General features: G+C 63.0%; 20 protein-coding genes. 8 read left to right on the top strand and 12 right to left on the bottom strand.

All coding sequences use genetic code 11. The features are described 5' to 3' along the window. Positions 1 to 163: 163 nt before the first annotated feature. On the top strand, positions 164 to 1,195 hold the full coding sequence (locus LOY54_RS15420; RefSeq protein ID WP_258607023.1) for an AraC family transcriptional regulator: 1,032 nt from the start codon (positions 164 to 166) through the stop codon (positions 1,193 to 1,195). On the opposite strand, the gene LOY54_RS15415 is transcribed toward LOY54_RS15420, so the two are convergent. The 3 genes from LOY54_RS15415 to LOY54_RS15405 form a co-directional block, all read right to left on the bottom strand. Next, on the bottom strand, positions 1,164 to 2,693 hold the full coding sequence (locus LOY54_RS15415) for a catalase (RefSeq protein ID WP_258607022.1): 1,530 nt from the start codon (positions 2,691 to 2,693) through the stop codon (positions 1,164 to 1,166). The genes LOY54_RS15420 and LOY54_RS15415 overlap by 32 nt on opposite strands. A gap of 160 nt (positions 2,694 to 2,853) precedes the next feature. Continuing rightward, on the bottom strand, positions 2,854 to 3,738 hold the full coding sequence (locus LOY54_RS15410) for a dihydrodipicolinate synthase family protein (protein WP_258607021.1): 885 nt from the start codon (positions 3,736 to 3,738) through the stop codon (positions 2,854 to 2,856). A 35-nt stretch (positions 3,739 to 3,773) separates the two neighbouring features. Next, positions 3,774 to 4,556: an aldolase gene (locus LOY54_RS15405; RefSeq protein ID WP_195884321.1), complete on the bottom strand. Its 783-nt coding sequence runs from the start codon at positions 4,554 to 4,556 to the stop codon at positions 3,774 to 3,776. Positions 4,557 to 4,716: 160 nt separating this feature from the next. Between LOY54_RS15405 and LOY54_RS15400 the strand changes: the two genes are divergently transcribed. After that, positions 4,717 to 5,253, top strand: coding sequence for a helix-turn-helix domain-containing protein (locus LOY54_RS15400; RefSeq protein ID WP_258607020.1), 537 nt, complete (start codon positions 4,717 to 4,719; stop codon positions 5,251 to 5,253). Positions 5,254 to 5,258: 5 nt separating this feature from the next. Next, the gene (locus LOY54_RS15395; protein WP_258607018.1) at positions 5,259 to 6,044 is read left to right on the top strand and encodes an AraC family transcriptional regulator; all 786 of its coding nucleotides are present in this window, start codon (positions 5,259 to 5,261) and stop codon (positions 6,042 to 6,044) included. Here LOY54_RS15395 and LOY54_RS15390 read toward each other — a convergent pair. Continuing rightward, on the bottom strand, positions 6,033 to 6,620 hold the full coding sequence (locus LOY54_RS15390; RefSeq protein ID WP_258607017.1) for a LysE family translocator: 588 nt from the start codon (positions 6,618 to 6,620) through the stop codon (positions 6,033 to 6,035). The genes LOY54_RS15395 and LOY54_RS15390 overlap by 12 nt on opposite strands. Positions 6,621 to 6,801: 181 nt before the next feature. Between LOY54_RS15390 and LOY54_RS15385 the strand changes: the two genes are divergently transcribed. Both LOY54_RS15385 and LOY54_RS15380 read left to right on the top strand, forming a co-directional pair. Next, positions 6,802 to 7,512 (top strand): SDR family oxidoreductase, encoded by a 711-nt coding sequence (locus LOY54_RS15385; RefSeq protein WP_258607015.1) that lies wholly within the window; start codon positions 6,802 to 6,804, stop codon positions 7,510 to 7,512. Between the two features lie 201 nt (positions 7,513 to 7,713). Next, complete coding sequence (locus tag LOY54_RS15380) at positions 7,714 to 9,285, top strand: TerC family protein (RefSeq protein WP_258607013.1); 1,572 nt, start codon at positions 7,714 to 7,716, stop codon at positions 9,283 to 9,285. On the opposite strand, the gene rarD is transcribed toward LOY54_RS15380, so the two are convergent. Together rarD and LOY54_RS15370 are read right to left on the bottom strand one after the other, a co-directional pair. Further along, positions 9,248 to 10,135 carry an EamA family transporter RarD gene (gene rarD / locus LOY54_RS15375; RefSeq protein WP_258607011.1) on the bottom strand — a complete coding sequence of 296 codons (888 nt, stop codon included), beginning with the start codon at positions 10,133 to 10,135 and terminating at the stop codon, positions 9,248 to 9,250. The genes LOY54_RS15380 and rarD overlap by 38 nt on opposite strands. Positions 10,136 to 10,195: 60 nt before the next feature. Beyond that, positions 10,196 to 11,767, bottom strand: coding sequence for an EAL domain-containing protein (locus LOY54_RS15370; protein ID WP_258607009.1), 1,572 nt, complete (start codon positions 11,765 to 11,767; stop codon positions 10,196 to 10,198). 325 nt (positions 11,768 to 12,092) lie between these two features. Here LOY54_RS15370 and hppD point away from each other — a divergent pair, with 325 nt between their 5' ends. Next, a complete protein-coding gene (gene hppD, locus LOY54_RS15365; RefSeq protein ID WP_093381938.1) occupies positions 12,093 to 13,169 on the top strand; it encodes a 4-hydroxyphenylpyruvate dioxygenase in 1,077 nt (358 codons plus the stop codon). 63 nt (positions 13,170 to 13,232) lie between these two features. Here hppD and LOY54_RS15360 read toward each other — a convergent pair whose 3' ends face one another. Together LOY54_RS15360 and LOY54_RS15355 are read right to left on the bottom strand one after the other, a co-directional pair. Continuing rightward, positions 13,233 to 14,021, bottom strand: coding sequence for a CSS-motif domain-containing protein (locus tag LOY54_RS15360; RefSeq protein ID WP_258607007.1), 789 nt, complete (start codon positions 14,019 to 14,021; stop codon positions 13,233 to 13,235). 137 nt (positions 14,022 to 14,158) lie between these two features. Next, the gene (locus LOY54_RS15355) at positions 14,159 to 14,854 is read right to left on the bottom strand and encodes a type 1 glutamine amidotransferase domain-containing protein (RefSeq protein ID WP_258607006.1); all 696 of its coding nucleotides are present in this window, start codon (positions 14,852 to 14,854) and stop codon (positions 14,159 to 14,161) included. 154 nt (positions 14,855 to 15,008) lie between these two features. On the opposite strand from LOY54_RS15355, the gene LOY54_RS15350 reads away from it, so the two are divergent. Both LOY54_RS15350 and LOY54_RS15345 read left to right on the top strand, forming a co-directional pair. Continuing rightward, a complete protein-coding gene (locus tag LOY54_RS15350; protein WP_258607005.1) occupies positions 15,009 to 15,467 on the top strand; it encodes a nucleoside deaminase in 459 nt (152 codons plus the stop codon). Positions 15,468 to 15,531: 64 nt separating this feature from the next. Further along, a complete protein-coding gene (locus tag LOY54_RS15345) occupies positions 15,532 to 17,559 on the top strand; it encodes a PAS domain-containing sensor histidine kinase (RefSeq protein ID WP_258607004.1) in 2,028 nt (675 codons plus the stop codon). On the opposite strand, the gene LOY54_RS15340 is transcribed toward LOY54_RS15345, so the two are convergent. Genes LOY54_RS15340 through LOY54_RS15325 form a run of 4 tightly spaced genes read right to left on the bottom strand, consistent with a single transcriptional unit; the run spans position 17,520 to position 22,097 of the window. Continuing rightward, positions 17,520 to 18,479, bottom strand: a complete 960-nt coding sequence (locus LOY54_RS15340) for a lysylphosphatidylglycerol synthase domain-containing protein (RefSeq protein ID WP_258607003.1) — start codon at positions 18,477 to 18,479, stop codon at positions 17,520 to 17,522. The two genes, LOY54_RS15345 and LOY54_RS15340, sit on opposite strands and share 40 nt — an antisense overlap. Further along, positions 18,476 to 19,687 carry a cardiolipin synthase ClsB gene (gene clsB, locus LOY54_RS15335; protein WP_258607002.1) on the bottom strand — a complete coding sequence of 404 codons (1,212 nt, stop codon included), beginning with the start codon at positions 19,685 to 19,687 and terminating at the stop codon, positions 18,476 to 18,478. Before clsB ends, LOY54_RS15340 begins: the two co-directional genes overlap by 4 nt. Continuing rightward, a complete protein-coding gene (locus LOY54_RS15330) occupies positions 19,684 to 20,466 on the bottom strand; it encodes an endonuclease/exonuclease/phosphatase family protein (protein ID WP_258607001.1) in 783 nt (260 codons plus the stop codon). The genes clsB and LOY54_RS15330 overlap by 4 nt, the downstream gene beginning before the upstream one ends. Then, positions 20,463 to 22,097 carry an ATP-binding protein gene (locus LOY54_RS15325; protein WP_093381980.1) on the bottom strand — a complete coding sequence of 545 codons (1,635 nt, stop codon included), beginning with the start codon at positions 22,095 to 22,097 and terminating at the stop codon, positions 20,463 to 20,465. The genes LOY54_RS15330 and LOY54_RS15325 overlap by 4 nt, the downstream gene beginning before the upstream one ends. Positions 22,098 to 22,156: the final 59 nt, after the last annotated feature.

Here is a 22,156-nt window from a genome sequence, read left to right as displayed (position 1 = left end):
TCCAGTGTGCGAAAGCGTGGCGGGGCAGGCCCGGCGTCTGCCAGAATGCTGCCCGCAGCCACCTTCAGGTTGGCTTCGAGTCTAGGCAAAGCCTGCGTACGGGCCTATGCCATAACTGTCCAGTGACACTGGTATTTTTTGCCACACCCTTGCGGAATCCGCCATGCGGGAAAACGATACAGTCGCCGTCTATTTCGTCCATACCATGCTCCATGCCCTGCGCGCGCAACCGGCGCGGGCGGCGGCGCTGCTGGTCGAAGCCGGAATCGACCCGGCGGTGCTCCAAGCGCCTGGCGCACGGGTGCCAGCGTCTGCGTTTGCACGCCTGTGGTTGCTGCTGATCGAGACCCTTGACGACGAATTCTTCAACCTCGACAGCCATGGCATGCCGTTGGGCAGCTTTGCCCTGATCTGCCGCGGGCTGATCCAGGAACCGAACCTGGAAAGGGCGCTGCGCCAGTGCCTGAACAACTTTGCGTTGTTCCTGCGTGATATTCGCGGGCAGTTGACGATCAAGGGGGGGCGCGCGGTGATCAGCCTGCGCACTGACATCGAAGATCCGCTGACCCGGGTCTACGCCGAGGAAACCTTTCTCGCCCTGGTGATCAGCCTGGCGTGCTGGCTGGTCGGGCGACGCGTGGTCATCGATCGAACGGCACTGGCCGACACACGCCCGGCCCAGGACGATGACCCGTTGCTGTGGGGCGCCAACGTGCAGATGGGCGGTGGCCGTACCGAGATCGAGTTTGCCGCCGATTACCTGCGCCTGCCGGTGGTCCAGGACCTGGCGGCGCTGAAGACCTTCCTGCGCAGCGCACCGCAGTGGCTGGTGATTCGCTACCGCAACCAGAATGGCCAGGTGGCCCAGGTGTACCGTTACCTGCGTGCCCGTCAGTACGGCCAGTGGCCGACCCTGCTGGCCATGGCCGAACGCCAGGGCCTGAGCCCCAGCAGCTTTCGCCGCCAGCTGGAGCGCGAGGGCCGTTCGTACCAGCAGATCAAGGATGAAGTGCGTCGGGCCATGGCCTTTGAGTGCCTGCGCCAGACGCACCTGAGTATTGCCGAAGTCGCCGAGCACACCGGCTTCCAGGAGCCCAGTGCGTTCCACCGGGCGTTCAAGAAGTGGACCGGCGAGAGCCCCGGCAGTTACCGCCAGCGCATGCTCAGTCCCGCAGCTGCGCTGCCAGTTGCTTGACCCTTACCAGGTCGCCACCGGCAACCTTGGCCACGCCCTTGCCATAGGCAGGGTCGGCCTTGTACAGGTACGCGAGGATGAGGTGCTTGCTTTCGTCGTCGCTGGTGGCCAATGAGCCACCGAAGCTATTGATCAGGTCGCGGCGGTCGTTGGCGCTATAGGAGCGGAACAGCTCGCCGGCCTGCTTGAAGTTCTGCTGACGCTCGATGCCTTGCTGCTGGGTGCTGCCGCTCAAGGGTTGCTGGCTGTAACGTGCCGACTCGGTCGGGGGGCGTGGCATCAGGCGGCTGGGCTCGTAGTTGACCCCGCTGACACTACGCGCGCTGTTGAGGGCACCATCCTGATTGGCGTTATTGATCCTGACCCTGGGCTGATTGATTGGCAAACCGGCGGCATTGGCGCCGACCCGGTACATCTGGGTGTCGGCATAGGAGAACAGCCGGCCTTGCAGCAGGCGGTCTTGCGAAGGCTCGATGCCCGGCACCAGGTTGGACGGCGCCAGGGCCACCTGCTCGGTTTCCTGGAAGAAGTTGCCGACATTGCGGTTGAGTACCATCTGCCCGACTTTTTGTTCAGGCACATCTGGCCAGATCTTGGTCGGGTCCAGTGGGTCGAAGTCAAAACCGGCGAGCTGCTCGGGCTTGAGCGTCTGGATGTACAGGTCCCACTTTGGATGATCACCACGATTGATCGAATTGACCAGGTCGTTGGTCATGTGGCTGAAGTCATGCCCCTGAATCTTGGCCACTTCGCCAGGGCTCAGGTTTTTCTGACCTTGCAGGGTTTTCCAGCGAAACTTCACGTAGGTGATTTCGCCATCGCGGTTGACGAACTTGTAGGCATGCACGCTATTGCCATCCATGTGCCGGTAGCTCAGCGGCGTGCCTTCGTTGGAGTAGAGCAACGTCAGGGTGCGGGTGGCTTCTGGCATGTGCGAGAGCAGGTCGAAGCGGCGCGCGTCGTTGCCAAGGTTGGTGCGCGGGTCAGGCTTGAAGGCGTGAACCATGTCCGGGAACTTGATGGCATCACGAATGAAGAAGGTCGGGAAGTTATTGCCGACCAGGTCCCAGTTGCCATCGGTGGTGTAGAAACGTGTGGCAAAGCCGCGCGGGTCGCGCAGGGTTTCTGGGGAATGAAGGCCGTGCACCACCGAGGAGAAGCGCACGAACACCGGGGTTCGCTCCCCCGGGGTGAATACCTTGGCCTGGGTCAGTGCGGAAATATCGGCGCTGGCGGTGAACTCGCCATGGGCACCGGTACCGCGGGCATGCACCACACGCTCAGGCACCCGCTCGCGATCAAAACGCTGCAGCTTCTGGATCAACTGCACGTCCTGCAGCAGGGTGGGGCCGGTACTGCCAGCGGTCTGCGAGTTCTGGTTGTCGCCCACCGGGGCGCCATTGTCGCGAGTTAGCGGGGCGGCGAATGCCGTGCTGGCAATCAATACGGCCGAGGCGAGTACGCCCAGCGTAAAGCCTGAAAAACGTCGGGTGCTCATGGTGACTGTCCTGTCATGGGTTAGAGCAGCCGATGATAAAAACGGCAGGACACCAGCCCCAGATGGGCTTTCTTCAAGCAGTGTCGGACTTCTCCGGAACTGCTGGGTGACTCTGCATCGGTCCCCGGCACCGTTGCAGTGCCGGGTTGTTACGGTCGTCCTACAGCATGTGTTTGAGCAGTTGTTGCAAGTGCGCCCGACCTGCGTTGTCGAGGGCAAAAACCGGCCGCCGCGGCTCACCCACCGGCAAACCGGTCATGCCCAGACCGGCCTTGATGGTTGCCGGCAGGCCACCTTTGAGGATGAACTCCAGCAGCGGCAATTGACGGTAGAACACCGCCTTGGCTGTGCCCAGGTCGTTGGCCTGGACGGCCTGGTACAGCTGCTGGTTGAGGGCCGGGATCAGGTTCGCAGCGGCGGTGCACCAGCCGCTGGCGCCAGCCACGAAGGCTTCCAGGGCCAGCGGGTTGCAGCCGTTGTAGAACGGCACCTTGCCTTCACCCAGTAGCTGCAGCTTGTGCATGCGCTGGATGTCGCCGGTGCTCTCCTTGACCATGGTGACGTTTTCGACCTCGCGCACGATGCGCAGGATCAGCTCCACCGACATGTCGGTACCGCTGGTGGCCGGGTTGTTGTAGAGCATGATCGGCAGTTCGATGCTGGCGCCGATGGCCCGGTAGTGCTCGAGTATCTCCTCCTCGGTGAGCTTCCAGTAGGCGGCCGGCAGCACCATCACCGCATCGGCGCCGTGTTCCTGGGCAAAGCGCGCGCGGCGAATGGCACCGGCGGTGGTCAGGTCGGAGACGCTGACGATGGTCGGTACCCGCCCGGCGATCTGGCGCAGGCTGAAGGCGGCTACCTGCTGCCATTCCAGATCGCTCAGGTAGGCGCCTTCGCCGGTGCTGCCCAGCGGCGCAATGGCGTGAACGCCACCCTCGATCAGGCGCTCGATCGAGCGGCCCAGGGCCTCGAGGTCAAGCTGTTCGCCGTCGGCGCTGAACGGGGTGATGGTGTAGCCGATGATGCCGTGAAAAGTCTTGGACATGAAATCTACTCCGCAAGGTCAGTGACAGGCTTGGTTCAGTTCAGGCAGTCGCCATGTACCCGCAGGCATTGGCGCGCATAGTAGTTGAAGGCGGCGCTGTGGCGCTTGGGCCGGGAGATCCAGTCGTGGGCTTCACGACCCAGCTCAGGGGCGATCGGCTTGATGCTGCCGGCGGCCATGGCCAGCAGTTGCAGCTTGGCGGCGCGCTCGATCAACTGGGCGATCACGCAGGCTTCCTCGATGCTGGCACCGGTCGACAACTGGCCGTGGTGCGACAGCAGGATGGCGCGCTTGTCGCCCAGGGCGGCGCTGATGATCTCGCCTTCTTCGTTGCCCACCGGCACGCCGGGCCAGGCCTCGAGGAACGCGCAATCGTCGTACAGCGGGCAGAGGTCCATGTGCGAGACCTCAAGTGGCACTTCCAGCATCGACAGGGCGGCGACGTGGGTGGGGTGGGTGTGGATGATGCAGTGCACATCCGGGCGGGCACGATAGACCCAGCTGTGGAAGCGGTTGGCCGGGTTGGGCATGCCCTGGCCTTCAAGCACGTCCAGGTCTTCGTTGACCAGCAACAGGTTGCTGGCGGTGATTTCGTCGAAACCCAGGCCCAGTTGCTGGGTGTAGAAGGTGCCTGGCTGCGGGCCGCGGGCGCTGATCTGCCCGGCCAGGCCGGAGTCGTGGCCGTTGTCGAACAGAATCCGGCAGGTCAGTGCCAGCTTTTCGCGCACAGTCCACGTATTATCGGCAAGCGAGCCTTGCATCTGCTTAAGGGCCTGCTGGATCAGTTGGTCCTTGGGGAGTGCCATTGTCTTGGCCATGGGGCTATCCTCGGTGGCGTGATGGAGTGTCACGGCTGGCCCACCCCGGTTGCTTGGAAGGTGACGGGGTGGTCAACTGCATGACACAATCAAGGCTATATGACACAAGGTGTCATTAGCAAGAAAATACTTGCCCATGGCATTGGGAAAATCGCGTCACATGTCTATCCGATTGAAACTGTTGAGAAAAAAACTGGGTATTACCCTGGAGGCGCTGGCTGAAACGGCTGGCATGACCAAGAGTTACCTGTCCAAGGTCGAGCGCGGCTTGAATACGCCCTCCATCGCTGCAGCGTTGAAGCTGGCGCGTGCCTTGAACGTCAATGTCGAGGAGCTGTTTGCCGAAGACCAGCCAGGCCAGGCCCGCTACAGCCTGGTGCGCAGCCATGAACGCCAGGCGGTGTCGGGGCAGGGGCCGGGTTATTCGGTGCTGGCCAAGCAGATCGGCAGCCGCAGCCTGCTGCCGTTCATCATCAGCCCGCCGCCGGAGTTCAGCGATGCCTCGTTCAAGGAGCACCTTGGCGAGGAGTTCCTGTTCGTCCATGAAGGCCAGGTCGAGGTCGACTTCATGAACGAGCGAGTGATCCTCGAGCGTGGCGATGCCCTGTATTTCAACGCCCAGACCCCGCACCGCCTGCGTTCGTTGGGGTCGGTGCAGGCCCAGTTGCTGGTGGTGGTGCACGACGCCGAGGGCTGAAGCCTATGCACGCAAATTCGCGATTCTGGCGTGACCCGGCGCTGCCCTTCGTTGAAGTGCGCAGCGTCGCCGATGGTCGCAAGGTCTGTTACGCGGCGCATTCGCACGAGAGTTTCTCGATTGGTGCGATTACCGCAGGGCGCAGCACCTACATCAGTGGCGACCGCCAGCAGCAAGTGGCTGCCGGCACCGTGGTGCTGATGAACCCCGCAGTGGTGCACACCTGCAATCCCATCGCGGGCGAGCCCTGGTCCTACCTGATGCTGTTCATCGACTGGGCCTGGTTGCAGGGCCTGGGTTTCTCGCCGCTGGCGGCTGTCAGCAGCACCGAGGCGGGGCTGTTCGATGATTTGCTGCAGCTGTTTGCCGTGCTGCTGGATGAGCAGCAGCCGCCAGTTGGTAAAGAGGCGGCACTGCGAGTGTTTTGCAGCGCACTGAGCCTGCGCCTGGGCGAAAGCGCAAGCGCACTGGACCAGGGCGACCCGCGCCTGCTGGCCGCAGCCGAATTCATCCGCGCGCACTGTACCGCGCCTTTGCGCCTTGAAGACATCAGCCGCGCTGCCGGCTTGTCCGCGTCCTACCTGATCCGTGCGTTCAAGCAGCAGTTCGGCTTGACGCCCCATGGCTACCTGCTCGATCAACGGGTGCAGTATGCCCGTGCCCAGTTGCGCCGCGGGCGGTTGATCGCCGAGGTGGCACTGGAGGCAGGTTTCGCCGACCAGGCGCACTTGCAGCGTGCCTTCAAGCGCCACCTGGCGGCGACGCCTGGGCACTATCGTTCAGCCCACTAGCAGGTACAGCGCGCTAGCCAGCAACAGCAGCGCCAGGCAGCGGTTGAACCGGCGCATACGCTGGGCATTGCTCAGGGAGTGGCTGATTGCACTGCCGGCCCAGGCCCAGCTGGCAATCGACAGAAAACAGATTACCAGGTAGATCGCGCTGAACTGCCACAAACGGCTGCTATCGCCCTCGCCGACATAGGCGCCGATGCCGGCCACGCAGGCCAGCCAGGCCTTGGGGTTGAGCCATTGCAGGGTGGCACCGGCAAGCACCGAGGGCGCGCTCGTAGCGCCGCCAGCGCCCAGTTCGCCGTTATCGCTGGCCAGTTTCCAGGCCATGTACAGCAAGAACACCACGCCGGCCCAGTGCAACACTTGGGTCATGGCCGGCCAATGGCGCAGCAACTGGTGCAAGCCAAGGCCGATCAGCACCAGCAGCAGAGTAAAGCCGAGGGTTGCGCCGCTGACATGCCGCAAGCTGGCGCGAAAGCCGTGGCGGGCGCCGGCGCTCAGGGCGACGATATTGACCGGGCCGGGGGAGATTGAGGCGGCCAGGGCGAAGGCGGCCATTGATAACATCAGGCTCATGGGGGGTATCCAGCAGTGGAAGACCGACACAGCCTAAGGCGCGGCGAATGGCCGGGTATTGAAGAAAATTACCCTGGATATCTTCAAGCAATGGTTACAGGTGCTTGGCGTACAGCCTGGTTTTTCCCTGATTGTTCGCAGAGCAAGATGTAATCACTTTCAAGCACAGGCAGTGATCATCATGTACAACGTTCATCAATCCTTGTTGCACCAGACCGTGCTGGTGCTCGGCGGCGCCAGCGGTATCGGCGCGGCGGTAGCGCGCCAGGCCAGGGCACGTGGGGCACGGGTCATCGTTGCCAGCCGCCAGGCGGTAAGCCCGGGTGAGGGGATCGAGGCATGTGTTGCCGATATCACCGATACCCGGGCGCTGCAGGCGCTGTTTGCCGGCGTTGGCACCGTCGATCATCTGGTCATCAGCGCTGGCCCCGCCGTGCAGGCCAGGCCCCTGGCGCAGAGCGACCTGCAACTGGCGCGCGAGGCTTTCGAGGTGAAGTTCTGGGGCGCCTTGCAGGCGATCCAGCTGGCGTTTCCGCACCTTTCGGCGCACGCCAGCATCAGCCTGACCTCGGGGTTGCTGTCACGCAAGTTCGTCGCCGGGCAGATGATCAAGACCACCCTCAATGCGGCGCTCGAAGCCCTGGCCAGGCAACTGGCCAAGGAGCTGGCGCCACGCCGGGTCAACGTTGTCAGCCCGGGGCTGACCGAAACCGAAGCCTACGCCGGGATGGACGCCGAGTCGCGGCAGGCGATGTTCGCCCGCGCCGGCGCGGGCCTGCCGGTCGGACGGGTGGGGGCGGCGGATGAAGTGGCGGCGGGGTATCTGCTGGCCATGGAGAACGGCTTCATGACCGCCAGCGTCATTGATATCGATGGTGGTGGGTTGATCTAGGCAGTTGTTAGAACGGGTGGGTACAGAATTTGAAATAGTTTCGCGCTGTGAGAAAAGCCTGCTGAAATTGTAGGATCACATCCCCAATTGATTTCAGGTTGATATGACTTCGTTCTCGGAGCCTCCCAGTACCCGGCCGTCCCGGCCATTCTCCCGTCCTTGCGACGTTTCCCGCCCGTTCTCGCACATGAGTAATCGCCCATGGAATGGCTAGCTGACCCCACGGCCTGGCTGGGCCTTGCCACGCTGATTGTGCTGGAACTGGTACTGGGTATCGACAACCTGGTGTTCATCGCCATCCTCGCCGACAAACTGCCGCCCCATCAGCGCGACCGTGCGCGGGTGATCGGCCTGTCGCTGGCGCTGATCATGCGTCTGGGCCTGCTGGCCAGTATCTCGTGGATGGTGACCCTTACCGCGCCGCTGTTCGAGGTGTTCGGCAAGAGCTTCTCCGGGCGCGATCTGATCATGCTCTTCGGTGGTGTGTTCCTGTTGTTCAAGGCCACCATGGAGTTGCACGAGCGCCTCGAAGGCCACGTTGCGCAGAACACCGGCAGTGTGCGCCATGCCGCGTTCTGGCCGATCGTCGCGCAGATCGTGGTGCTCGATGCAGTGTTCTCCCTCGACGCGGTGATCACCGCCGTGGGCATGGTCGAAGAGCTGTCGATCATGATGATCGCGGTGATCTTCTCCATCGGCATCATGATTGTTGCCAGCAAGCCGTTGACCCGCTTCGTCAACAATCACCCGACGGTGATCATGCTGTGCCTGGGCTTCTTGATGATGATCGGCTTCAGCCTCACCGCCGAGGGCCTGGGCTTTCATATTCCCAAAGGCTACCTGTACGCGGCCATTGGCTTCTCGATTCTGATCGAGCTGTTCAACCAGTTGGCCCGGGCGCGGCGCAAGCGCAGCCTGCAGCAACACCGGCCGCTGCGTGAGCGCACTGCCCACGCGGTCCTGCGCCTTTTGGGCGGGCGCCGGGTCGAGGCTGATGATGTCGGCGAGGAGATTGCCGACCTGGTCGAAGGTGGCGAAGAACAGGTGCTGTTCGACCGCCGCGAGCGGGTGATGATCAGCGGCGTGCTGAACCTGGCCGAACGGCCGATCAAGACGCTGATGACGGTGCGTGCCGAGGTCGATGCCATCGACCTGGCGCAGCCGGCCGAGGCGATTCGTACCGCACTGATGCATTCGTCCTACTCGCGCCTGCCGTTGATTCGTGACGGGCGTATCGAAGAACCGCTGGGCTTCGTGCACAAGAAGGAGCTGCTCAAGGAACTGCTGGCCGGCAATCAGCCGGATCTGGAAAGCCTGGCCCGGGCGCCGGTGAACCTGCTGGAGAGTTTCAGCATCCTCAACGCCCTGGAGCAGATGCGCAGCCAGTCGACGCACATCGCCTTCGTGGTCAACGAGTTCGGTGATTTCACCGGGGTGCTGACCATGACCGACATCCTTGAGTCCATCGCCGGTGAACTGCCCGATGCCAGTGAGGTGGAAGGCCCGGGCATCGTCGAGGACGGCCACGGCTTTGTCGTCAGCGGCGCCCTGAACCTCAGCCAGATCCAGGCACGCACCGGTTTTGCCGCCAAGCCCACCGAGGACTACCAGACCCTCGCCGGCCTGGTCATGAGCCTGCTCGACCGTTTGCCGATGGTCGGCGACAGCCTGGTGTGGAATAACTGGAAGATGACCGTGGTCGCGGTGGAGGAGCGCCGTGTGCGCCAGGTGCGCCTTACACCGAACGCCGCCGTTGACGCAGCAGGTGCCTGACGCCTTCGGCGATCAATACCAGCACCGCCAGCCAGATCGGCAGGTAGGTCAGCCACTGGTCGGGGCCGATGGTCTCGCCCAGCAGCAGGGCCACGGCCACCAGCAGCACCGGCTCGACATAGCTGAGCAGGCCGAACAGGCTGAAGGCCAGCAGGCGGCTGGCCAGCACATAGCAGATCAGCGCCAGGGCGCTGATCACCCCAAGCAGCGGGATCAGGCCGTACAGCCCCGGATGCGCGGCCAGGTCCTGGGCTGACAGCGGCCCCTGGATGACAAAGTACAGCGCCGCCGGCAGCAGCAGGCACATGTCGGCCCACAAGCCGCCGAGGTGGTCGGTCGCGCATTTGCGCCGCAGCACGAAGTACAGCGGGTAGCCTGCGGCGACCAGCAAGGTCTCCCAGGCAAAGCTGCCGTGTTGGTAGAGCTCATGGCCGACACCGGTCATCGCGCAGGCGACCGCGACTTTCTGCAGCCGCGACAATTGTTCGCCATACACCAGGCGGCCGGTCAGGACCATGGTCAGCGGCAACAGGAAGTAGCCCAGCGACACTTCCAGGCTGCGTCCGTGCAACGGCGCCCAGAGGAACAGCCAGAGCTGCACGCCCATCAATGATGAAGTACCCAGCAGGCCGAGCAACAGCACCGGCGTGCGCCTAACCCGCGCGAGCAAGCCGGTGACCAGCGGCCAGTCGCGGGTAAACAGCATGAACAGGGTAACGCAGGGCAAGGTCAAGAGCATGCGCCAGCCGAACACCTCCTCGCCGTCGAGCGGGGTGAGCAGCGAGGTGTAGTAGTACATCACGGCAAACAGGAACGAGGCCGTGACCGATGTAATGATGCCTTTTGACACAAATGCCTCGGTTGCAGAAAAAACAGAGCGGGGAACCCGCCATGATCTCAGGGCGCAGGCCTAACCGGCAACCTTCGCGACCTGCGGCGCGGTTTCGGCCTGGGCCGCCAGGGCGGCGACAAAGTCCTCGATCGGCATCGGCCGGGCAAACAGGTAACCCTGCTGGAAATCGACATTGTGGCGCGCCAGGTAATCGCGCTGGGTTTCGTTCTCGACGCCTTCGGCGACGATGCCCAGCTCAAGCTTGGCCGACAGTTCGATAATGCTGTCGAGAATGTGCAGCGACAACGCATCGACCCCGATCAGGGCGACGAAGCTTTGGTCAATCTTCAGGTAATCGACCTTGAACTGGCGCAAGTAGCTGAGGCTGGACTGGCCGGTGCCAAAGTCGTCGATGGCGATCATCACCCCCAGTTCGTGGAGTTTGCCGAACAGCGTCTGGGTAACTTCGCTGGGGGCGATCAGCTTGCGTTCGGTCAGCTCCAGGGTCAGCAATACCCGACCAGGCGGGAAGGCGCCGAGAAAGGCCCGGCAGTCGTCGTACAGGGCCAGGTCCTGGCAATGATCGGCGGTGATGTTGATGCCGACATGAAAACCCTCGCCCATCAATGCTGCATGCGGCGCCAGCAATTGCGCAGTGCGCTGCATGAGCATGCGCGTCATCGGTACGATCTGGCCGCTGTGCTCGGCGTAGGGAATGAACAGGTCGGGGCGCACCAGACCGTCGCGCGGGTGCTGCCAGCGCATCAGCACTTCGGCGCCGGCCCAGCGGTAGTCGCCCTTGCGCACCACCGGCTGGAAGTACGGCAAGAACTCGTTGGCTTCCATGGCCCGCTGCAACTCGGCCCGTGGTGAGCTGGCACGGCGCAGCATCCAGCGGCATACGGTACCGGCAATCACCCCGAGAAACACCAGCAGGCCGAACAGGGCAGGGTATTCATCGCGCATTACCTGGCCGACCTTGCCTGGCGCATAACCGCTGTGGATCGAGAACGGGTAGTGGCTGGAGGTCAGGCGCACTGGCGCGACCTCAGCGGCGGGGGCGATCCCTTCATGGACCACGCCGTCCTTGCCCATCCAGTAACGGCCCACCTGTAGCAGCAACTGGGTCTGCGGGCCGATCAGGCGCAGGGCGGTGAGCAGGTGGTCACCATCGACGGTAGTGATGGCGCCGCGCTCGCCTTCATAGACCCGATACACCAGCAATGGGTGGCCAGGAGTCACCGAGTTGCCGTTCATCAGCCAGAGCTTGCCGTCGACATAGTCGCTGGCATTGACCGGTTCGCTGTAGGGGCCGAACAGCGAGCTGCAATACAGCTCGTTGCGGTACACCAGGTTGGTCGAGCGTACGAACGAGCGGCGGGTGACCTGGTCGCGCAGGGCCAGTTTCTCTTCCACGCACGGCATTCCGGCCAAGGGCAGCAACGACCTGGCCGCGCCAGAAATGTTGTCGAGGATCAGCTCTACCTGGGCCACCACTTGCTGCGCCGTGGCGCGGCTGCGGGCGTCCAGCTCGCGCTGGGCCTGCAGGTGCATGATCAGCAGCCCGCACAGCACCGGCACCGCGCCCACTACCCAGGGCAGCAGGGCACGCAGGGTCCAGCGTCCGGGGCGTTTTACCGTGAGCGGCATGGCGGCTAACCTGTACAAGCGGAGGGAAGTAAACGGCTGTGTGCCAAGGATAGCCGTTCGTCGCCGCTCGGGCGTCAACTAAAGTGCGGACAAAACGGTTTACGCACTGTAGAATCCCGTTACGCATACAATAATAAGGTTCTCCACCTTCGGGGAATCAACCCGCCGAGAATGGGTCCATATGAAGTGTCATGGGTTCAAGCTGATCTATGGTGACTACCTCGCCAGAAGTGTGAGGGGCATCTCTTGCGCGCCACCACGCCTGCTCGACATCGATAGCAATTAACGACCGTTATTTACCCGCTTTGATGATGAGGAAACGAGCATGGCTGATATCTTTGAAAACCCGATGGGCCTGATGGGCTTTGAATTCATCGAGTTCGCATCGCCGACCCCGGGCGCCCTGGAACCGATCTTCCAGATCATGGGCTTCACCAAGGTGGCCACCCACCGTTCCAAGGACGTGCACCTGTACCGCCAGGGCGGTATCAACCTGATCCTGAACAATGAACCGAAAAGCGTCGCCTCGTACTTTGCCGCCGAGCATGGTCCGTCGGTGTGTGGCATGGCCTTCCGTGTGCGTAACGCCCACGAAGCCTACGCCCGCGCCCTGGAACTGGGCGCCCAGCCGGTTGAGATCGAAACCGGGCCGATGGAGCTGCGTTTGCCGGCGATCAAGGGCATCGGCGGTGCGCCGCTGTACCTGATCGACCGTTTCGAGGAAGGCAGTTCGATCTATGACATCGACTTCAACTTTATCGAAGGCGTCGATCGTCACCCGGTCGGTGCGGGCCTGAAGATCATCGATCACCTGACCCATAACGTTTATCGCGGGCGCATGGCCTACTGGGCCGGCTTCTACGAGAAGCTGTTCAACTTCCGCGAAATCCGTTACTTCGACATCAAGGGCGAATACACCGGCCTGACCTCCAAGGCCATGACCGCGCCGGATGGCATGATCCGTATCCCGCTGAACGAAGAGTCGTCCAAGGGCGCCGGGCAGATCGAAGAGTTCCTCATGCAGTTCAACGGCGAGGGCATCCAGCACGTGGCCTTCCTCAGCGACAACCTGCTCGAGAGCTGGGATGCCTTGAAAAAGCTCGGCATGCGCTTCATGACCGCGCCGCCAGAAACCTACTACGAGATGCTCGAAGGGCGTCTGCCGGGCCATGGCGAGCCGGTCGGCGAACTTCAGGCCCGTGGCATCCTGCTCGATGGTTCCTCCGAGGCCGGTGACAAGCGTCTGCTGCTGCAGATCTTCTCCGAAACCCTGATGGGCCCGGTGTTCTTCGAGTTCATCCAGCGCAAGGGAGACGACGGCTTCGGCGAAGGCAACTTCAAGGCCCTGTTCGAGTCGATCGAGCGTGACCAGGTCCGTCGTGGTGTACTCAGTACCGACTGATCCGGACCGTCACTGAAAAAGGCCATTGAGCAAACGCTCAATGGCCTTTTTTCATGGTGGAGCTCACGCTGTTTTTCGTCGTTGCCTGAACAGCCCCCAGTAGGCCACGGCGCTGGTGATAATGCCGACCAGAAGCAGGGAAGGCGCTGTGGAGGCCATGGCCTGGCTGAGCATCTTGCGGGTGTGGCCATCGGGGTAGCCGGCGTGGACGGTGTAGCCGTACTTCTCCGAGACCATGCGCTGGCTGTTTTCTTCATGGTTGGGTACCTGCTTGGCGCTGCCACTGCCGGTTGCCCAGACAAAATCGCTGCCGAACTGCAGGGCCAGGACAATGGCGTTCTTGAAGCCCTGCAGTTCTGTTTGCAGGGAGCGCGCATCGCTGATGGCGATGACGCCCATGGGATACTCCTGCAGGCGGTAGTGCAGCACCGGCATGTCCGGGGTGATTTCGTTGCGCGAGTCCAGGCGCAGGCGCTGGTTGAAGTAGCTGCCCGGGTCGATTGCCGTGTCGATGCTGCCGAGCAGGGTGCTGCAGTAGGCACGGTTTTCCCGGGTCAGCACCAGCGAGCGCACGCTTGGCTGCCTCAGCGCTTCCTGGCGCAGAGTCGGGAGGATTTTCTCGCAGGGTTGCCCGACCAACCCGAGCACAGCATTGCTGGAGCCGTGCATGGCATCGAAGACCCGGTCGATAGCATAGATAGCCTCGACCACAGACACCTCGGCGGTTTCTTCCTGCTTGCGCTCGACCTGCAGGGCCAACACCAGAAGGCCACAGGCCACGGGCGCCAGGCCGATCAGCAAGGTTATCAGAAACTCGAGCAGGCTGCGGCCGGCAAGACGGGTTGGAGCCATGAGTGCACCTCTATGCTGAACAAGAGCCCGACCTTCCTGGTCGGGTGACACTCGTCAGCATAAAGAGCGCAATCAGCGGCGGATGTAGGCCGCGTTTACCCTCGGCGAAGTATCTATCGGCAAGCCAAGTAGGCGCCTCAGCGCTTTTTCAGTGCGGCCACCACCAGGTCAGCCACCGCGCCCCCGGAGGCGGGATTCTGTCCGGTAATCAAGCGTCCGTCTTTCTGGTCGGCGATGGCGAAGGCCTGCCACGGCTCTTCTGCCTTGCGGTACAAACCGCCGCGGGCCTTGAGCTCGGTTTCGGTGAGGTAAGGCACCACTTTGTCCAGTTCGGCCAGTTTCTCTTCGGTATCGGAAAAACCGGTGACTTCGCGGTCCTTGACCAGCAAGGTGTTGTCACTGAGCTTGATATTGAGCAGGCCAACCGCGCCATGGCACACCGAGGCCACTACGCCGCCGGCCTCGAAGATGCGCCGGGCCAGGTCCTGCAGCCCACTGTTGTCGGGAAAGTCCCAGATCACCCCATGACCGCCGGCATAATAAATGGCGCTGTAGTCCTGGGCCTTGACCTCGCCGGGGCTCAGGGTCTTGCCCAGGCGGTTCATGAACGCCTTGTCCTGGTACCACTGCCAGTCGATATCCGCGGCCATCTGCAGGCTATGGGGGTCAATCGGCACGTAACCGCCGCTGGGGCTGAGGTAATCGACCTTGTAGCCGGCGTTTTCGACCTTGTCGACAAAGTGCACCGCCTCGCCCAGCCACAATCCGGTGGCGCGCTTAAGCGTCGGGTATTTGGCCGTATTGGTCAGCACCACCAGTATTTTCTTGCTCATCGCAACGCTCCCTATACTGGAACGGACCCGGACTGCCCAGGTCGCAGAGGAGAAACCTGTTCAGCATAGTAGCGACTGGCATGGATGCCATTCCTTGCTGGCGGTATGCTAGCCTGCGAAGAAAACCGCTTTGCCACAGGGAGTCGACCAACCGATGAGCACGTTGAACCAAGACGTAGATGCGTTCATGCAGGCTGCTATCGATGAGGCCCAACTGGGCCGCGAAGAAGGCGGCATACCGATCGGTTCGGTGCTGGTACACAATAACCAGATCATCGGCCGTGGCCACAACCGCCGGGTTCAGGAGGGCAGCGCGATCCTGCACGGCGAAATGGACGCTCTGGAAAACGCCGGCCGCCAGCCGGCCAGGGTTTATCGCGAGGCGACCCTGTACACCACCTTGTCGCCATGCCCGATGTGCAGCGGGGCGATCCTGCTGTATGGCATCAAACGCGTGATTGTTGGTGAAAACCAGACTTTCATGGGCGAGGAAGCGCTGCTCAAGGCCCGCGGCGTCGATGTGCAGGTGCTGCACAATGATAACTGCGTCAAGATGATGCGCGCTTTTATCAAGGACAGCCCCGAACTCTGGAACGAAGATATCGGCGTTTAGGTCCGATTGTTCAGGCCCCCACCGTCAGCCGAGCTTGCCCATGCCAGGATCAATGAGTGTAAAGGTGCGTAACCACGACTGGGCCAGTACCGCCCTTGGGCCTTTGCACCTGTGGCCGGCGCCCTTGCGCATTGCCGTGGACATGCTGCTGGCGTCGAAATTCCCCGGTTGCCTGGTCTGGGGGCCGCAGTTGGTGACCATTTACAACGATGCTTTCAAGCCGATCCTCGGGGCCAAGCCCGAGGCACTGGGACGCGGGTTTGACCAGGTGTGGAGCGAGGCCTGGGAGAACATCGGCGCGCTGGTCTTCCGTACCCTGTCGGGGGAGGCGATCTTCATCGAGAACTTCCCGTTGATGATCAATCGCAACGGCAGCCTCGAACAGGCCTATTTCACCTTCTGCTATAGCCCCATTCGAGACGAGCGCGGGGCGGTGGCCGGCTTTCTCGACACGGTGATCGAAACCACCGCCAGCGTCGAATCGGCGCAGCAGTGGCGTCACCTGGCCAATACCTTCGAGCGCCAGGTGCAGGAGCGCACCTCTGATCGAAACCATTTCTGGGACTTGTCCGGCGACATCATGGTGATTGTCCTGCCGGATTTGCGCATCAGTGCGGTCAACCCGGCCTGGAGCCAGATCCTTGGCTGGGCAGCAGACGAGGTGCTGGACACCTCGATCATGGACTTGCTGCATGCCGACGACCAACCGCAAGTCGCCTCGCTGGTTGAGCGCCTGCGCGCCGGCCAGCGCACCGAGAACACCATCAGCCGCTTGCGTCACAAGGACGGGCACTACCGTTGGTTCAACTGGGCAGCGGTACCCTCGGAGCTTGGTTTTACCGCCGTGGGCACCGACATCAGCCAGGAGCGCGAGCGCGAAGAGGCGCTGCGTCACGCTGAAGAACTGTTGCGCCAGAGCCAGAAGATGGAAGCCATCGGCCAACTGTCCGGCGGCATGGCCCATGACTTCAATAACCTGTTGACCGGCATCAGCGGCAGCCTGGAGTTGCTCGAGCGACGCATTGCCCAGGGAAATGTGGACAACCTGCAGGTCTACCTTGATGCCGCTCGGGGTGCGGCCAAGCGCGCCGCCACGCTCACCCACCGCTTGCTGGCCTTCTCCCGGCGCCAGGCGCTCGACCCTAAGCCCGCTTGCGTCAATCAGCTGGTGCAGGACATCGAGCAGTTGGTCCAGCAGACCGTGGGTAGTCATATCGACCTGCAGGTCCAGGTGGAGCCGGCGCCCTGGTGGGTACTGATTGATGCCAACCAGCTGGAAAATGCCCTGATCAACCTGTGCATCAATGCCCGCGATGCTATGGGCGCCGGTGGCTGCCTGCGCATCACCACCGCTAACGAACGTCACGAGCTGGCCCTGGAGGGCGAAGACAGCCTGGGCCCGGGCGATTACTTTGCCTTGCAGGTGCAGGACAACGGCCACGGCATGAACGCCGATATCGTCGCACGGGCCTTTGACCCGTTCTTTACCACCAAGCCGGTCGGCCAGGGCACCGGGCTTGGCTTGTCGATGGTCTATGGCTTTGTCCGTCAGTCAGGGGGCCGGGTGTGGATCGATTCGAGCCCTGGCCAGGGTACCCGGGTGAAGGTCCTGCTGCCGCGCTATGTGGGCGAGCTGCCGCAGCCACTGGCCGGCGAGCCGGGGCGCAAGCGCTACCCACGCGCCAATGGCGAACGCATCCTGCTGGTCGACGACGAGAGTACCTTGCGCTTGCTGATCAAGGAGGCGCTGGAGGAGGAGGGCTTCGAGGTGTTTACCGCCGCTGACGCCAACAGCGCGCTGCAGCAGTATCGCCAGTTGGGTACAGTTGACTTGCTGATCACCGATATCGGCCTGCCGGGCGGCTTCAGTGGCCGTCAGCTGGCCAATGCCCTGCGCATGCTGCAGGCGCAGCAGAAGGTGCTGTTGATCACCGGCTTCGCCGAACAGGAAGTGACCGACCAGAAGGTGCTGGAGCCCGGCATCGCCCTGATGACCAAGCCCTTCGCCCTGGAAGACCTGGTGTACCAGGTTCACGAGATGCTCGAACCGGTTCAGCCGGTGGTTTGCGAACTTTCCCCGCTGGCGCGCTGACTGGCCAGGCGCTCGAGCATCAGGTAGGTCAGCGTGGCTACCAGCAACGGCAACAGAAAGTAGATCGCCCGGTAGCCAATCAGCGCCGCGAGCAGCGTGCCCTTGCCGTAGGTGCCTTGCAGCAGGGTCAAAAACACCGTCTCGAGTACCCCAAGCCCGGCCGGAATATGAGTAATGACCCCGGCAATGCTGCTGATCATCAGTACTGCCAGCATGGTCGGGTAGCTAGCCCCCTTGGGCAGCAGGATGAACACCACCAGCGCCATCAACGACCAGTTCAGAGCGCCCATCACCACTTGCAACGCTGCCAGGCGGATGCCTGGCAGGGTGATCTGCTGCTTGCGAAAGTGCCAGGTGCGGCGAGTCGCGAAGGCGCAGGCCAGCAGGTAAGCGATGACCACCAATAACAACGCTGCACCGATCAGGCGCAGGCCGGTATTGCCGATCTCCATGCCCGCTGGCAACTTCGGCAGCCCGCAGACGAACAAGCTGCCGGCCACCGCGAAATAGCCTGCCCAGTTGGTCAACAGCCCCAGGCTGAGGATGCGGGTGATGGTCGCGACCTTGAGGCCGAGGCGGCTGTACAAACGATAGCGCAGGGCGATGCCGCCGACCCAGGCGCTGAGGTTGAGGTTGAAGGCGTAGCACACGAAAGCCAGCGGCAACACCTGGTGCGCCGGCAAATGATGCCCGGTGTAGTAGCGCCCGAGCAGGTCGAAGCTGCTGAACAGGGCAAAGCTGCACAGGGTTACGCCTGCGGCCATTGCCAGGGTGCGCCAGCGATAGGAGGCCAGGGCTTGGTACACCTCTTGCCAGTCGAGGTTTTTCAGCACGCTGAACAGCAGCACCGGCACCAGAATGAAGAATGCCAGGGTCAGCGCCTGGCGGGCACGGCGCCAGTGCTTATGCTGCTTGCTCATGTCGGCTTGCCCGCAGGTTGCTCGCCGTCATACAGCGGCTTGAGCCGTGGTACATGGGCTGGCAGCCAGCCGATCACGGCCGGGAATCGGCGGATGAAGTGAAAGGTCAAAAAGATCAGCGGCGCCCGCCACCAGTAGCCACGCAGTGCCCGCTGCAGGCTCACCGGTATGCAGCGGTGGGCGGTAAGCTCCTGCAGGTGTTCATGCAGGCGGCTGTTGAAGGTCTGGTCGCGGATGACCAGGTTGGCCTCAAGGTTCAGGGCCAGGCTCAAAGGGTCGAGATTGCTTGAGCCGACCGTCGACCAGTGCTGGTCCACCAGTGCCACCTTGCCGTGCAAGGGCCGTTCGCAGTATTCGAAAATGCGAACGCCGTCGCGGATCAGGTAGTTGTACAGCAAGCGCGAGCACAAGCGCACCCAGGGCATGTCGGGCATACCCTGCAGCACCAGGGTAACCTTCACGCCCCGGCGCGCGGCGTTGCGGATCGCCCGCAGCAGGCGGTAGCCGGGAAAGAAGTAGGCATTGGCAATGGTGATCCGCTCGCGGGCGCCGTTCAGCGCCCGCAAGTAGTGCTGTTCGATGTCGTTGGGGTGATCCTGGTTATCGCGGATGCACAGGGTCATGCTCGCCTGTTCGCTGTCGGCGGCGATCGGCACCCGGCGTTGCCACCAGCGCCGGGTTCCGGGCTTGAGCGCGCTCTGTTGCTCCAGCAGGGTCAAGGTGGCGCGCTGCAGGTCGGCGACGATCGGCCCGCGCACTTGTACCGCGTAGTCCTGCTTGGCCATCGGTCCGAAATCGGCCAGGTGATCGGCGCAATAATTGATGCCGCCAACAAAACCGACCTCGCCATCGACCACCAGGATCTTGCGGTGCAGGCGGCGAAACAGATTGGTGCGCATGCCCAGGCGTTTCGGGCTCGGGTCGAAGGCCTGCAAATGCACGCCGGCGTCGCTGAGCTCGCGCAGGTAGTCAAGGCTCAGGTCGGCGGTGCCATAACCGTCGACCAGCATCTCGACCTTTACCCCGCGCCGGGCGGCGGCGATCAACAGTTGCTGCAACTGCTTGCCGACCTTGTCTTCAAAGATGATGAAGGTTTCCAGGAGGATTTCTGCCCGGGCCTGCTCGATAGCGGCAAAGGCGCTGGCGAAATAGTCCTCGCCGTTGATCAGCAGTTGCACCTGGTTGTCAGGTCGCCATTGGCTGTTCACAAGAGCACCTCCACTGCCAATGGCAGGTGATCGGACAGGTGGGTCCAGGGCTTGCGCGCCATGACCTTGGGCGTCTGTGCGCGGGCATTGCGCAGGTAGATGCGGTCCAGGCGCAACAGCGGCCAGCGTGCCGGAAAACTGCGTGCCGGGCGACCATGGGCCTGGCTGAACACTTCATTCAGGCCGCATTCGGCCAGCACTGCATCCGCGCGCTGGCGCCAGTCATTGAAGTCGCCGGCGACGATCACCGGCGCGTCGATCGGCAGGCTGTGCAGTAATTCGCAGAGCAGGTGCAACTGCTGCTGGCGCTGGCGCTCGTCCAGGCCCAGGTGCACACAGACGGTATGCAGCTCGCACTCGGCGGGCAAGGCCAGTACCGAATGCAGCAAGCCGCGCTGCTCGGTGCCATGGACGCTGACATCGAGGTTGGCGTGGCGCCGGATCGGGTATTTCGACAGCAGGGCATTGCCGTGTTCGCCGTCCGGATACACCGCATTGCGGCCGTAGGCGAATTCTGGCCAGAGGCTGTCGGCAAGAAACTCATATTGCGGCACATCCGACCAGTTGCGGTGGCGCAGAGCGTGCTGGCGGTGGCTGCCGAGCACTTCCTGGAGGAACACCAGGTCGGCGTTTTCGCTGCGCACCGCCTCACGCAGTTCTGGCAGCACGTAATAACGGTTAAGCGCGCTGAAGCCCTTGTGCGCATTGACCGTCAGCACCCGCACCCTCTGCACGGCCGGCGCCGCCGCCAGGGCGGCGCTGGGTTGCACCTGGCTCATGAGGTGCTGCCCTTGCCAAGCATCTGCGCGACCTTGGCGGTCAACTGGGCGAACTCGAAGGGTTTGCAGATCATCTGCATGCCGGGGTCAAGAAAGCCGCCACGGGCCACCGCAGTTTCGGCGTAACCGGTGATGAACAGCACCTTGAGTTGCGGGCGCAGTTGCCGGCCGATTTCCGCCAGTTGCCGACCGTTCATGCCTGGCAGCCCGACGTCGCTGACCAGCAGGTCGACGGCTTCTCCGGCCTGCAGAATGGCCAGGGCGACATTGGCATCCTCGGCCACCTTGCACGGGTAACCCTGGTCACTCAGCACCTGATGCACCAACTGGCGCACAGCGGGGTCGTCCTCGACGATCAGCACCGTGTGGCTGTTGCCGCAAGGTGGCGCCGGCGTTGCTGGCTCTTCGCTTTCACGGTTGGGTGCGGCGTGGCGCGGCAGGTAGACATCGACCCGGGTGCCGTGGCCGATGCGGCTTTGCAGCGCCACATGTCCCTGGGACTGCTTGCTGAAGCCATACACCATCGACAGCCCCAGGCCCGTTCCCTGGCCGATTGGCTTGGTGGTGAAGAACGGGTCGAAAGCGCGGTCCAGGGTACTTTGCGGCATGCCACAGCCATTATCGTTGAAGCTGATCAACACATAGTCGCCAGCGGCCAGCGAGTGGCCACCGAACAGGCTGCCGTCCTGGCGCTGATTGCTGGCGCTGACGGTCAGGCGCCCGCCGTTGGGCATGGCGTCGTGGGCGTTGCTGAGCAAGTTGCCGAGGGCTTCCTGCAGCTGCGCCGGGTCGGCTTCCACGGCCCACAGATCCGCCTCGATATGCAGTTGCAGCTTGATCTGCGGGTCAAGCAACGGCTGCAAGCGCTCGGCCGTGAGCAGGGTGGCAACTTCCACGGGCTGGGCATCGAGCGATTGCCGGCTGGAAAACGCCAGCAGGCGGTGGGTCATGCTGGCGGCGCGCTTGACCGCCGCCTGGCTGAGGCTGAGCAGGGCGGGCAGGGCGTCGTGGCGACCCTGCTGCAGGCGTTTGCCGATCATTTCCAGGCTGCCGCCGATGCCGGTCAGCAGGTTGTTGAAGTCATGGGCGACGCCGCCTGCGAGCTGACCGATGGCTTCCATTTTCTGCGCCTGGCGCAGGTACTGTTCTTCTTCGCGCAACTGGCGCAATTGCTCTTCGACCCGTTGGCTCTGGCGCTCCAGTTCCTGGCCCTGGTTGCGTGCCTGGTACTGGCGCCGCCGCGCGCGCAACGAGGAATGGGTCAGGGCCAGCAGGTTGTCGGGTTCGAATGGATACTGCAGCAGGAACAGGTTGCCGAGCGCGGCGTGCTGGCTTTGCGGCGGGCTCTGGCCCTGGACTGGCGGGCCCGTCAGCAGCACCACCGGCAAGTCCGACCAAACCGGCTGCTTGCCAAGGTAAAGGTGCAAAGGCGAGCGTACGCTGCCGTCCAGGCAAGTGTCGGCAATGATCGCCAGGCCCACGCCTTGCTCCAGGGCAAGGCCCAGGTCTTCCATGCTGGCCGCTTGCAGCGCCTGGATGCCGGCCTGGTCGAGCAGGCGCTGGGCCAGCTGGCTAAGCTGGGCCGGGGCCAGGATCAGCGCTCGTTCGGCATTGGCTAACGCGTCGCCCACGGGTGTTCTCCTTTGATAACGCTCAGGCAAGCACCGCCGGTGCCTGCCGTGTTCGCACT

This window comes from Pseudomonas sp. B21-032, from assembly GCF_024748965.1.
GTDB lineage: Bacteria > Pseudomonadota > Gammaproteobacteria > Pseudomonadales > Pseudomonadaceae > Aquipseudomonas.
This window is presented reverse-complemented; position numbering and strand designations above follow the sequence as displayed.